Origin of the sequence: Lachnoclostridium phytofermentans (assembly GCF_000733755.1) — a bacterium.
In the GTDB taxonomy this organism is placed as follows: domain Bacteria; phylum Bacillota; class Clostridia; order Lachnospirales; family Lachnospiraceae; genus Lachnoclostridium; species Lachnoclostridium phytofermentans_A.
The window spans coordinates 237,216-249,356 of the sequence record NZ_JPOF01000007.1 but is presented as its reverse complement, the minus strand read 5'-3'; the positions used below and the strand labels follow the sequence as shown (position 1 = coordinate 249,356).

General features: G+C 39.1%; 12 protein-coding genes. All 12 read right to left on the bottom strand.

From position 1 onward, the window contains the following. Positions 1-86 precede the first annotated feature (86 nt). Positions 87-1,088 carry an adenosylcobinamide-phosphate synthase CbiB gene (gene cbiB, locus CC92_RS0117060; protein ID WP_029501438.1) on the bottom strand — a complete coding sequence of 334 codons (1,002 nt, stop codon included), beginning with the start codon at positions 1,086-1,088 and terminating at the stop codon, positions 87-89. A gap of 133 nt (positions 1,089-1,221) precedes the next feature. Beyond that, positions 1,222-1,833, bottom strand: coding sequence for a histidine phosphatase family protein (locus tag CC92_RS0117055; RefSeq protein ID WP_029501439.1), 612 nt, complete (start codon positions 1,831-1,833; stop codon positions 1,222-1,224). Then, the gene (locus tag CC92_RS21160) at positions 1,811-2,227 is read right to left on the bottom strand and encodes a bifunctional adenosylcobinamide kinase/adenosylcobinamide-phosphate guanylyltransferase (protein ID WP_034218547.1); all 417 of its coding nucleotides are present in this window, start codon (positions 2,225-2,227) and stop codon (positions 1,811-1,813) included. The genes CC92_RS0117055 and CC92_RS21160 overlap by 23 nt, the downstream gene beginning before the upstream one ends. After that, a complete protein-coding gene (locus tag CC92_RS0117045; RefSeq protein ID WP_029501440.1) occupies positions 2,205-2,990 on the bottom strand; it encodes an adenosylcobinamide-GDP ribazoletransferase in 786 nt (261 codons plus the stop codon). Before CC92_RS0117045 ends, CC92_RS21160 begins: the two co-directional genes overlap by 23 nt. A gap of 8 nt (positions 2,991-2,998) precedes the next feature. Next, positions 2,999-3,526, bottom strand: a complete 528-nt coding sequence (locus CC92_RS0117040) for a bifunctional adenosylcobinamide kinase/adenosylcobinamide-phosphate guanylyltransferase (RefSeq protein ID WP_029501441.1) — start codon at positions 3,524-3,526, stop codon at positions 2,999-3,001. Beyond that, entirely contained in the window at positions 3,523-4,590 is a 1,068-nt protein-coding gene (gene cobT, locus CC92_RS0117035; protein ID WP_029501442.1) for a nicotinate-nucleotide--dimethylbenzimidazole phosphoribosyltransferase, read from the bottom strand. Before cobT ends, CC92_RS0117040 begins: the two co-directional genes overlap by 4 nt. A gap of 48 nt (positions 4,591-4,638) precedes the next feature. Further along, on the bottom strand, positions 4,639-6,612 hold the full coding sequence (cobK, locus tag CC92_RS0117030) for a precorrin-6A reductase (RefSeq protein ID WP_029501443.1): 1,974 nt from the start codon (positions 6,610-6,612) through the stop codon (positions 4,639-4,641). Continuing rightward, on the bottom strand, positions 6,606-7,619 hold the full coding sequence (locus CC92_RS0117025; protein ID WP_029501444.1) for a cobalt-precorrin 5A hydrolase: 1,014 nt from the start codon (positions 7,617-7,619) through the stop codon (positions 6,606-6,608). Before CC92_RS0117025 ends, cobK begins: the two co-directional genes overlap by 7 nt. A gap of 19 nt (positions 7,620-7,638) precedes the next feature. Beyond that, complete coding sequence (gene cbiD / locus CC92_RS0117020; protein ID WP_029501445.1) at positions 7,639-8,835, bottom strand: cobalt-precorrin-5B (C(1))-methyltransferase CbiD; 1,197 nt, start codon at positions 8,833-8,835, stop codon at positions 7,639-7,641. Continuing rightward, positions 8,832-9,458 carry a precorrin-8X methylmutase gene (locus tag CC92_RS0117015; RefSeq protein WP_029501446.1) on the bottom strand — a complete coding sequence of 209 codons (627 nt, stop codon included), beginning with the start codon at positions 9,456-9,458 and terminating at the stop codon, positions 8,832-8,834. Before CC92_RS0117015 ends, cbiD begins: the two co-directional genes overlap by 4 nt. Positions 9,459-9,527: 69 nt before the next feature. After that, on the bottom strand, positions 9,528-10,970 hold the full coding sequence (locus CC92_RS0117010) for a cobyrinate a,c-diamide synthase (RefSeq protein ID WP_034218549.1): 1,443 nt from the start codon (positions 10,968-10,970) through the stop codon (positions 9,528-9,530). An 18-nt stretch (positions 10,971-10,988) separates the two neighbouring features. Further along, the gene (locus tag CC92_RS0117005) at positions 10,989-12,128 is read right to left on the bottom strand and encodes an ABC transporter ATP-binding protein (RefSeq protein WP_029501448.1); all 1,140 of its coding nucleotides are present in this window, start codon (positions 12,126-12,128) and stop codon (positions 10,989-10,991) included. Between the last annotated feature and the right edge of the window lie 13 nt (positions 12,129-12,141).

Here is a 12,141-nt window from a genome sequence, read left to right as displayed (position 1 = left end):
TTTTCTTGCACGTACATGTTTATGGTTATATTGCAGACACAAACTTACTGTATACACACTTACGGAATGGACTTGATGTATCCTGTTTACAGCATCCCGATTTTAACAATCAGGCAGACACCCATACAAAGGAATGCACTTACATATAATAATACATTGGCTCTTTTGATATCATTCTTTTGAATCTTTCTGACCGAATCACCAATGAACTCCTTTTTATGTAGAACTCCATGATAATAAGCATCTCCTGCTAACTGTATTCCAAGGGCTCCTGCACAAACTGCTTCCGTTTGGGCAGAATTCGGACTGGCATGTTGATAACGATATTTTAAAAAGGTTTTGACTGCTCTCTTCATGGAATATATCTTACCTTCCATATTGGAAGAAAAGATAGCATAATATATCTTACAAATACCACTAGCCAAAATCATAAACAAGGCAGATACTCTTGATGGGATAAAATTAGCTACATCATCCAACCTAGCTGCTACCCTACCAAAATAAAGATATCTCTCATTCTTATAGGCAACCATAGAATCCATGGTGTTAATTGCTTTATAAATAAATCCTAAAACAGGTCCTCCCAGTGCTAGATAAAGCATTGGTGCTATAATTCCATCCGAAGTATTCTCCGCCACAGTTTCTACAGCTGCCTTTATAATTCCTTCTTCCGTTAAAGATTTCGTATCTCTACCGACAATCATGGAAAGCTGATATCTTGCCTTTGTAAGATCCTCCTTATCTAATTCCTTATAAACTTTCATGCTTTCTACACGGAGTGATTTGGTAGCAAAAATCTGGTAGCACATCACTGTCTCCAGAATAAGCCTTACCATTGGATGAAGTAATCCAGAAAAATACAGACATAAAAAAGGTAGGAATCCTGAGATGCTGATTACTACAACGCAAAGAAAGCCTCCAGCAATCAATTCACCACGTTTCGTTTTTGGAAAATATGTTCGTAACATCTTTTCACTAGAAGATATCAGCTTTCCAATAAAGCATACTGGATGTGGAATAGAATGAGGGTCTCCAAGGATTAAATCTATGAGAAATCCTAAGAAAAATGCTAAAATTGTTAAATCCATAAAATTCTCCATTCTTGTGCTTGTATTTTGCACCTGACGGATTAGTGCTATTCAAGTACTTCTTGCGTGTGATAATTAATTTTATTTTCACACCATCCTAACCATCCGTGCTATCTCTAACTATCCGTCCCCCCTAAGTCTCGGAAATTACTTCTAACCTTCCATCTTCCATAGCGGTTAGCAGATATCCATTCCCATTCTCACAGCCCCAGGCATAATAATCTTTCATTTCTATTGCGAATGCGGATAAGATAGCCATGATAGTTCCACCATGGACGATAAAAACTGCGTCAACAGTTCTGTTTATTTTATTATTTGAGGTTGTTGTCTCTTGGTAAAGTTCCTTAATCACTTGTTTATAAGCTTCCCTGCAGCGGTATTCAAAGGCTTCTCTTGATTCTCCTAATGGGAACGGAGCCTTTCCATTCGAATCAATCCATTGCTGATATAATGGCTCCACGGAAAGCTGCTTATAATTCTTCCCCTCAAATAGACCAAAATCACATTCTCTAAAATCAGATACCAGTTTAAATTCTCTGTTAGGATAAAGTAAATTTACGGTCATCTGGCAGCGAAGCATCGGAGAACAATAAATGTTTTCTGCATCTGGATAGAAACCTCTTATTTTCTTTGATAAAAGTTCATTGATTCCCTCTTCACATAAGGGTTCGTCCGTCTTACCAAGATAGCATTTGCGGAGATTTCCTTGCGTTAGCCCATGCCTAATAAGTGCAATTTGCTTCATCTTTTATTATCACTCCAATTCCATAATATACACGGTGTACTTTTCTACTAAGCTTGGCAATCTCACAGAGTACTCGCCCAACTACCTCCCGATAACTCCTTTCAAAAGCTTCCATAGGCACTACACCAAGTCCAACTTCATCGCAGAGAATAAAACAATTCGGAGTTTTCTCTAGATATCTGCAAAGTCGTTCCAGATATTTTACTATCATCTCTTCTTCTGTAAATGAAGGATAATCTACCTTCATCCAGTCCCGAATGAGTTCCTGTAAAGAATAGAGAATCTGCTTTGTCTCATCTATTACGCCATCTGCAACAGTATCCATCGGTAATCCTGAAATCTTCCTAGTATATTCTAATTTTCCTGAGGCTCTACCACCAATGACCAGCTCCATAGATTATCACTCCTTCTGTAATTACAACAGCCAATCCAGCTATCAATTCACAACGCACTAAAAAGTAACCTGCTAAATCTCCTGTCGTACCACCAAACAATTGATATGACAATTTCTTATAGTGAAAAAAACAATACAAAGCAGCCAGCATGCCTACGGCTGCTAGAACCGGAGAAACCAATAACATACCTGTTATCGCAAGTACTAAGTAGATAACCATACTAATTGTTACCTTCTTTTTGTGCGCTGCTTGCTGAAATGTTGCTACCAATCCATCTTTCTTTGCTGTCTGAAATCGAACCACCGCTAAACCACTTAAGGCTCTCGATACAACAAAGAATATGGCAAGGATTATACTGCTTTTAACCGTTAATATGGATACCATTCCAAAATACAATATAAAATAAACTACGCTGTGAATGATCGCAAATGCACCAGAATGTGGATCCTTTAAAATTTCTAATCTTCTTTCTTTGGGTTGATAAGAAGAAATGGCATCCATGGTATCGCAATAACCATCCATATGAATTCCTCCGGTTATCAAAATCGGAATTGCAGTTAGCAATGCTGCAATTAAAATATCACTAAGAGTAAGAAGATGACCTATTTGATAGGTCAGAAAGAATACTCCTCCAATGACACCTCCTATCATTGGAAAGAAGCATATCGCATATCGCATGGAGGATTCTTCCCATTCCTTCCTAGGAACTCTAATCTTAGAATACATGCTAAATGCAATCCATAATGAATTTAACCACTTCATAATAACCTCTATTCTGGCACCATCGCCTTATGATTCAAAGGAATCCCACAAACTACTTCAATTACATTCTCAAAGTTTTCCGCTAATCTCGCGTGTAGCTCTCCGAGCGCTTTGATATACAAGGAAGTACCCTCGTCGTAAACAAATCCATCAAAACCAATATCATTGGATACAACAATTAAGTGTGTTGTAGTTTCAGAAAGTAGCTTCACTTGTTTTAACACCCCATCCACTATCCCATCTGTTCCAATTCCCATTGGATCAAACATTTCATTCGCCAGAAGGTTCGATAAGCATTCCAGTAATACAACACTTTCTTTCGGAATGGTTACTTCATTTACCGCTAAGGACTTCTCAATCGTATGAAAGTTTCTTCCGCTTCGTAAGGAACGATGTCTTTTCACACGCTTCTTTCCTTCCTCCCCATACGCTTGCATCGTAGCCAGATAGTACACAGGCAATAAAAGAGTGGAAGCCAATTCTTCTGCATAGGCAGACTTACCACTCCCGCTGCCTCCAGTGATTAAGTATCTCATAATGGCTTATACTCCTTGATTTGTATCTCTGAAAAGGTTGGCATACTACGGTATTCACTTAGTGCCATTTCCAGTAGCGGCATCACTGCAACTGCTCCGGTTCCTTCTCCTAACGAAAGACGGCACTGGATGATAGGATTAAGTTTTAGTTCGTCAAGTATCCTTTGTGCCGCTGGTTCTCCTGACTGATGAGAAGCTACCATTGTGTATTGGCAGGATCTACACAATCTGGTTGCAAGTAGTGCAGCCACTGATGAGATAAAGCCATCGATAATAATAGGTACTTCATAAAAGGCTCCTCCAAGAAAGACACCAACCATGGCAGCCAAATCAAATCCTCCAACCTTTTTTAAGACCTCCAAAGGTTCCTCCGGCTTTAAATTATGACGGATAATTGCCTCTTCTATAATCTTTGCCTTATGAAAAATTCCTTCTTTACTAAGTCCGGCACCCTTTCCTGTTACATCCTTTGCAGGAACTTTAAGGAGGGCAGCCGTAACAGCACTGCTAGTTGTCGTATTTCCAATCCCCATCTCCCCGGTAGCAATAATTTCATAACCTGATTCTTGGCATTCTTTCACTAACAGAATACCTGCTTCAATACACCTATATAACTCCTCTTCTGTCATGGCTTCCATCCTAGAAAAGTCTCTTGTTCCTCTTCTTGACTTTACATTACGCATTCCATCCACTTCTGTAAGCATACCGACATCAACTGGAATAACTTCTGTATTTGCCACCTTAGCAAAATGATTAATACTCGCTCTTCCATGAAGAATATTCCTAGCTACAACCGCTGTCACTTCACTTCCAGTCTGGGTAACGCCCTGTGCTACTATTCCATTGTCCGCACAAAAAACCAGACAGCAACGCTTCGTAAGCGTAATCTTAGGATTGACAGAAACTAGTGTTGCAATCGCATCCTCTAAATAACCTAATCCATAGAGCGGTTTCGCTATCTTATCCCAGTACTCTTTTGCTTCGCTTTTTCTTTCTTCCATTTCGTTAAATTCTTTTGTATTCAGCTGACTTATGATAAGTTTGCAATCAATTTCTCGCTCCATGCTTAAACCTTCCTTACCTCTTATTCCTATAAAAACTCTTTTTTATTGCTATATTTTCTCTATTGTATTCCTTGGGTACTGACAAGTAAATACAGAAATTGGATTTTGTGCATACATTAAATGATGTGATCCTAACTTCTTAGCTTTGCTGACGGAAAGTGTAACTACGTCAGTTTCGCAAAAATCAAATTCCTTCAAACAAGTCACAGCCTCTGCAATTGTCTCCAAACTAACTGCTGTAATTACGATTCGTACCTTCGGATTCTTAACAAGTAATGCTTTAAGAATAGCTTTTAGTTTTCCATTGGTACCTCCAAGGAAGGCATGTGTTGGAGCTTCTAAAGCATCAAATACTTCAGGAGCTATACCATGCACCGGTATCACTTGATCCACCATAAATTTCTTCCGGTTCGCTTCTATTAACGCAATCCCTTCTTCTTCTTTTTCTATGGCATACACTTTCCCCTCCGATAAAAAACGTCCTGCTTCAATCGCAACGGAACCTGTACCTGCTCCGATATCATAGAGTATCGCATCTTTTTTTAACTTTAGCTTTGATAGACAGATTATTCTGACTTCTTCTTTCGTCATTGGTATATTTCCTCGAACCCAGTGCTCCTCAGGGATACCAGGCGTTATTGTCTGTTCGTAATCTGCATTATAAATATACGCTAAGCATAAAGAATCCGTCATGATATGCCTGAAGTCTTCTGCAGTTCCCTCGATAATTCTTTCCTCTTCATAAGATAAGCATTCTCCAAGAGTAACCTTCACCTTACTTAACCCGTATTCACATAATTCTTCACACACTGTTCGAATCGAATTCTCCCTGCTAAGTAATACAACCACCTTTTGCGATGTACGTACCGTAGCAATCAAAGCTCCCTCTCTTCCGTGAAGACTTAGCAAGGTCACATTTTCCAAGGATTCATGAAGCTTAGATAAAAAGTATGAAACACTGCTGATACCACATATCGGTTCTACCTCGTAGTCTTTTAGTGCGGTGCGAAGTTTTTTGGCACCACTATATACGTTAATATCACCAGATAAAACAACTGCATACTGCTGATACTCTGGATGGATCTTAACAAATTCCAGAATCTTCTCCGGAACATATTCGTGATAAGAGTTCTTCGCATACATTGACACTGCTTCCACCATACGTTTCGCACCAATGACGCAGTCACTTTGTTTTAGAGCTTCTATTGCCTCCATGGTAAGAAGCTTCCTTGCGCCCGTTCCTATCCCTATGAGATAGAACTTTGGTTTTAAGTGTAATTGAAATGTGTTCTTTAAGTATTCAATTGTCTCCTCATAGGAATATCCCTGCTCTTTTACAGGTCTTCCAAGTATAAGCGCTTTTATCCCCTCTTCCTTTGCGGCAGATATTTTCTCCTGTAATCCTCCCTGTAATCCAGAGTCTTTCGTTACCAGATAGGAAATATGATACATCCTGATTAGGCTGCGGTTAAACTCTTCTGAAAATGGTCCCTGTATTGCTACAATATGAGAAGGCATGATTGCGCAATCAGAACAGATTTTTAGAGAATCCTCCATAGGCAGCACTCTTACATAAAGACGTTCTTTAAAATTTCTAATTCTGCAATACTCTTTTAGATCTTTACTTCCAGTTGTTAATAAAATATTTCCTTCTTGATTGTTTAAATAATTCACTATCTCATCAATACTATCAAAACTTTCCTGTTTTGACAGATCACTCTTTCGTAACAACCGAAGGTATTTTGTATTTGTATTATCGCAGGCTGAAACAATATGCTTTGTTACTACCTGGGCATATGGATGAGTGGCATCTATCATCAGAGAAAAACGATTCTCTCTCATGATAAGCTCCATCTCATCTTGTTCCATTCTACCGCAGTGAATCACAGCATTACTTGTATTTAGCAGTGTTTCCCCGTACTCGGTAGCCACAAAAGCAGTTACCGTTACACCTTGACTAATTAAATAATTTACAATATTTCGCCCTTCCGTTGTGCCTGCAAATACACCGATTCTTACCAACGAAACTCCTCCTTCGCAACTGCAATTGTAACGCCATGCTTTGATTTTTTCTTCACGGTAAGCTCCTTACTGCCAGAGGATAAAACCGCTGCTCTCTCACAGACATTATCTACTCCTGTGACAGATGCCACAAAATCCGAAGCCGTAAACTCACCCAGGACTTCCTTTAAGTGCTCAGAAGAATAGCAGACAAAAGGAACCGAGTAGCGCTTCGCCAGTGCTATCATACCTTCTTCCTCTTTTTTTAAATCAATGGAGGAGATACTTTTGATTGCTTTTTGTTCCAGTTCATAGCTTATAAAAACTTCATTAATCAGTTCCTGTATCGTCTCAAGTGAAGCCCCTCTCCGACATCCAATCCCAAGGTGCAGGGATGGGTAGATTAGTCGAAGTGTCTTATCAAATGGGGCTCGTTTATGATATGTCAGATAGATGCCAAGAGTTTTTAGTTCCTCTGCGATTTTCAGTCCAAAGGGCATTTCCTTTGGATAAAAAAAGTCACTAAGTAAAGGGATATCTTCAATTAATATCCTCGCTGAGACCTCTTTTGCCAGTGATAGATTATCTAAAATGCAGCCATGTTTCCTCGCAAAATCATCCACAGAAAATTTACCGCTCACATCGGTTGCTGTTGTAATAATAGGGGTTGCTCCAAGTAAGGTGGCTAGTTCTTTCGTTAACTCGTTAGCACCACCGAGGTGACCGGATAGAAGGGAAATCGCATGGATGGCTTGATCATCAATTACAATTACCGCTGGGTCCGTTGTTTTACACTTTACATAAGGTGCAATAGCACGTACTGCAATTCCACAAGCTCCGATGAAAATCAAAGCATCAACTCGTGTAAAACATTGCCCTACTGATTCGGTAATCCCCTGTTCTATCGGTAGAAAGGAATATTCCTCTGCCAATCGCTCTATCGTGTAAACCTCACTCACATATTGGTCTTTTATTGTTTTTGCGACACTGCATCCCTGCCTTGAAAATGCATATATGGCTATCTTCATTTCGAAATCCTTTCTACGTTTACACTGCAATTATTGATACTATGTCAGAAAAACCTTCGGTTTCTCCCAGATACCCATATTTTGAGGAAAACGTCATTACTCCAATCCTTACCCTTTGGTTGACTCTTCGGTTCAGCTGATAAGCTATTTTTTCTAAAAGCTTTTGTATTAACGTATCAAGAAGCAGAGTAGAGTACTCCTTCTCATACTGCTTGACGATAGTAATCATCTCTTCCGTTGTCACGCTTTCAAGAATTTCCATCACTTCCTTCTGTGGTAATCCACAAGCAGCTGCATTCGCAGCAAATATCTCTGCTCTGCAGTCCCCGTATCTGGAATGTGTGTTTAGCATCCCCCCTGCTACCTTAATCAGCTTACCGATATGTCCTACCAAGCAGACATCCGTAAAGCCCATTTCAGTTACAAAGTCAAAGGCTTCCCCAATAAAATTACTGCACTTTATCATAAACTGGGGTGAAATCTCATGACTCATTCTTATGAAATCTTCTCCATAATTCCCTGGCGTCATGATAATCCTTTTGATTCCCTCTTCTTTCTTCTGGTTTAATTCAATCCGAATGGTATCTATAATCGCACTATCACTCATTGGTTCCACTATTCCTGTAGTCCCAAGAATCGAAATTCCTCCAAGAATTCCAAGCTGTGAGTTAAAAGTCTTCCTTGCTCTCTCTTCCCCTTCTGGGGCATAAATTTCAATGTCTACACCGCCAAAATATCCGTACTCTTCATTTACCTCAAGAACTTCCTTCTTAATCATACTGCGTGGAATCGAATTAATCGCAGCTTCTCCAATCGGTTGATCAAGTCCCGGTTTTGTCACCTTTCCGATTCCTTGCCCACCACGTAACATAATTTCACTTTGCTCTCCCTTATCTGCTTTGTTGGCTGCAAGATATGTATTTCCTCCAACCTTATCCGTTAAGGTAACTTTGGCATAGATATACATCCCATCTGTTACATCTGGGTCATCACCTGCATCTTTTTGAATGGCACAGGAGACACTATTTTCCTCACGGGTAATATCAAAAACGGGCAATGTCAGTTCCAATCCATTGGGCGTAATCAGGTAAACCGAGTTAAGATCTTTCTTCGTATGCAGCATCAAAAGTGCTGCTTTTGCTGCTGCCGCAGCACAAGAGCCTGTGGTATAACCACAGCGAAGTTTTTTAGAATCTTTTATTATCTCATAATTCATCGTTTAATTTGATAAAGTAAGGCATTACAGATAGCTGCCGCTACATTACTTCCACCCTTTCTTCCCCTTGCAACAATATAAGGAACATTGGTTGTCATAATTAATTCTTTTGCTTCGATTACATTAACAAATCCGACAGGAACACCAATGATCAATACTGGCTGATACCCCTCTTCCCTGATAAGTTCTTCAAGTCTTAATAGTGCAGTTGGAGCATTTCCTATGGCAAAGATACATGGCTTTGGTAAATTTCTTGCTACTTCCATCGATACAACGGCCCTTGTAGTTTCCCTTTCTTTTGCAATTGCAGCAACTTTCTCATCCCCCATAAAACAATGTGCAGAACCTCCTAAAGAAGCTAAGATGGTCTTATTGATACCTGATTTTGCCATCTCTGTATCGGTTACGATATCACATCCCTTACGAAGTGCATTTAATGCAATCTCAACTGCACCTTCAGAAAAGCACAGATTTTTGGCGTAATCAAAATCCGCAGAAGTATGGATAACACGCTTTATTACTGCTTCTTCGCAAGATTTTAGTTCTATCTTTTTTTCATGTAACTCTTCCGTAATAATCTCTAAACTTCTGCTTTCAATTTCCATTGGTTTTAAATGAATCATCGTCTACTCCATTTCTCTAAAAAACTTTCATATACTTCCTATGTGTTCATCGACTGCATGCCTATTTTTCTACGATTTTTCCTGAATGGCTGAGGTTATTACAGAATCTTTGTATAAAGCACAGCGGGCTATAAAGTTTCTTGCTGCACTTATATTGCTATAGAAATGCAAATGTACATATCCTGCATAGAGATTGTCATTTGAAATACCGGCTTCCAAACTAGTTCCATTTTTCTTCGTGGCAGAAAAATCTGTTCCATTATCTGTACAGTCATAGTAGTGGAACTCATGACCGCGGATTTCCTCCCCGGCTTTTGCTAAAAGCTGATCTTTGTTTGCCTTTAGAGTAACATAGCCAAACCGCAGCGACCTGTTTTGATTCCTACAACTGCCGCTTAGGTAGCCTACCATATCTTCTCCGTCAATATCTTGATTCAGATACATAAAACCGCCGCATTCTGCTATGCACGGAAGTCCTTTTTTTAATGCTAATTTCATGGACTCTCTCATTTCTTTATTCTCAGACAATTCCTTTTTATAAAGCTCTGGATACCCGCCACCAAGGATAAGCCCATCCATACCTTCTGGTAACATTCTATCTGCAATCGGGCTAAAGTAATGAAGCTTTGCCCCCAAGGATTCCAGCAGACTTAGATTTTCCGCATAATAAAAACAAAATGCTTTATCGTAAGCGACTGCAATATCTACCTTGAAAATAGGTTCTGCTATTCCAAGCCAATTGGTAGGAATCACGATTTGCTCTGCTTGATTGGCAATACGAATCAATTGCACCATGTCAATATGCTTTTCCATGATACTTGAAAGTAGATTTAGTTTTTCTTGAAGACCTTTAATCTCATCTGCCGTAATAAGCCCCAGATGCCTGCTTTCAAATTGACATTCCTTCGGTAATTTTGGTATTCCTCCAAGAACTACAACCTTGTAACCAAACTCTTTTTCAATTTCTTCTTTTATTACTAAAAAAACACTCTCTGTAATTTGATTTAAAATAATTCCAACCACTTGATGTTTTGATTCAAAGGTTAGAAATCCCTTTACCATGGCAAGTATACTGTTTGCCATTCCTTTACAGTTAAATACTAGAATTACGGGCGTCTTTGTAACCGATGCAATATGATAGGAACTTCCTTCCATCCCTTTTACTGTGCTTCCATCATAATACCCCATAACACCTTCAATAACAGCTATTTGACTTAGCTTTGACCGTTCATACAGCAAACCTTTCACTACGTCTTCATTGCAGAAAAAAAGGTCAAGATTTGAGCTCTTTGCTCCTATTACGCGGGAATGAAACATCGGGTCAATATAGTCTGGACCGCATTTAAAAGAAGAAAGAGAATATCCTCTTAATTTAAGGGCGTTTAATATACCACAGGTTATCGTTGTTTTACCACATCCACTATTGGTTCCAGCAATTAAAATCCTTGGAATCTGATAAGGCATCACTTTATCCTCTATCTTGCATTCCTCCTTTTCATAGTCACTAACCATCTTCTTTTATGTTCTCTATCAATTATTCTTACTTCTTTGTACTTTAAGTGCATCTTTTTCATTTCTAATCTTCCCTAATGCTTTTGCATAAGTTAGAAGTTCCAGATTCGCTCTGTTAAAATCTCCAATCGGAGTGCCTGCCTCATATACAAACTCACAGTTTTTGATTGCTATTTGTCCTTTCTTTATAAGTTCCTCACGGATTGGCATAAAAGCCTTTTCCACGAACACCTCCGATGCTAACGAAGAAGCAACCTGATAATCTATGTCATTATCATGCAGAATTCCTGTGTAAAAAGAAATGCCTTGCTTTTGCAGTTTGCGGTAAATAGGAATACCGTAACCACCGCCTGCTATTACAAAGACGCTCGGAGAACCGCTTGGTTTTTTAAGCTCAACACTTCCAAACAGCATATTATAAGATCCCTCCTGCATGCTGTATAATTCTCTAATTATTTTTTCAGTAAATATTTCCTCTGGAGTTCCAAACCGCTCGATTACTTCTCCATTTACACACATGATGCGGTCTGAAATCTTAGGAGCTAGATCTATTTCGTGCAACGACATAATCACCGTAATCTGTTTTTCTTTTGCCATCTCAGATAGAATACTAAGTAGCTCAATCTTATGCTTGATATCTAAAAAAGAGGTTGGTTCATCAAGAACAATTACTTCCGGCTCCTGAGCGATGGCTCTGGCAAGTAAGATTCGCTGCCTTTGTCCATCGCTGATATCGGTAAATTCTTTGTCTTTTAACTCTATGGCATGTACCTTCTCTAAAGCTTCCATGACTACTTTATGATCTCTCTTCGTCAAAGTTCCAAACTGATTTGTATACGGGTAGCGCCCGGAAGACACCACTTCTTCACAAGTCATCATCTCAGGCTTGATTCGTTCAGTTAACACAACGGATAACTTCTTCGCAGTTTCTCTGCTGGATAACTGATACAGATTTTTTTTATCCAGATAAACTACCCCTTTAATTGCAGATAATTGCTTGGTAATGCTTTTTAGTATGGTTGATTTTCCGGAACCGTTCGGACCAATTAAGGTTAATATCTCACCTTTCTTAATTCCGAATGAAATATCCCGGATTAGTACTTTGTTATGATATCCAACGGACAATCCTTCTGTTTGAAAAAAGTAGTTTTCCTTCATTTGCTCCTCAATT

Excerpts from the sequence above, each read along its gene's own strand:
- cbiB (WP_029501438.1), bottom strand. The coding sequence starts at position 1,088 with ATGGATTTAACAATTTTAGCATTTTTCTTAGGATTTCTCATAGATTTA.
- CC92_RS0117055 (WP_029501439.1), bottom strand. The coding sequence starts at position 1,833 with ATGAAGCAAATTGCACTTATTAGGCATGGGCTAACGCAAGGAAATCTC.
- CC92_RS0117040 (WP_029501441.1), bottom strand. The coding sequence starts at position 3,526 with ATGAGATACTTAATCACTGGAGGCAGCGGGAGTGGTAAGTCTGCCTAT.
- CC92_RS0117010 (WP_034218549.1), bottom strand. The coding sequence starts at position 10,970 with ATGGTTAGTGACTATGAAAAGGAGGAATGCAAGATAGAGGATAAAGTG.
- cbiD (WP_029501445.1), bottom strand. The coding sequence starts at position 8,835 with ATGAATTATGAGATAATAAAAGATTCTAAAAAACTTCGCTGTGGTTAT.
- CC92_RS0117015 (WP_029501446.1), bottom strand. The coding sequence starts at position 9,458 with ATGATTCATTTAAAACCAATGGAAATTGAAAGCAGAAGTTTAGAGATT.
- CC92_RS0117025 (WP_029501444.1), bottom strand. The coding sequence starts at position 7,619 with ATGAAGATAGCCATATATGCATTTTCAAGGCAGGGATGCAGTGTCGCA.
- cobT (WP_029501442.1), bottom strand. The coding sequence starts at position 4,590 with ATGGAGCGAGAAATTGATTGCAAACTTATCATAAGTCAGCTGAATACA.
- CC92_RS0117045 (WP_029501440.1), bottom strand. The coding sequence starts at position 2,990 with ATGAAGTGGTTAAATTCATTATGGATTGCATTTAGCATGTATTCTAAG.
- CC92_RS0117005 (WP_029501448.1), bottom strand. The coding sequence starts at position 12,128 with ATGAAGGAAAACTACTTTTTTCAAACAGAAGGATTGTCCGTTGGATAT.
- CC92_RS21160 (WP_034218547.1), bottom strand. The coding sequence starts at position 2,227 with ATGGAGCTGGTCATTGGTGGTAGAGCCTCAGGAAAATTAGAATATACT.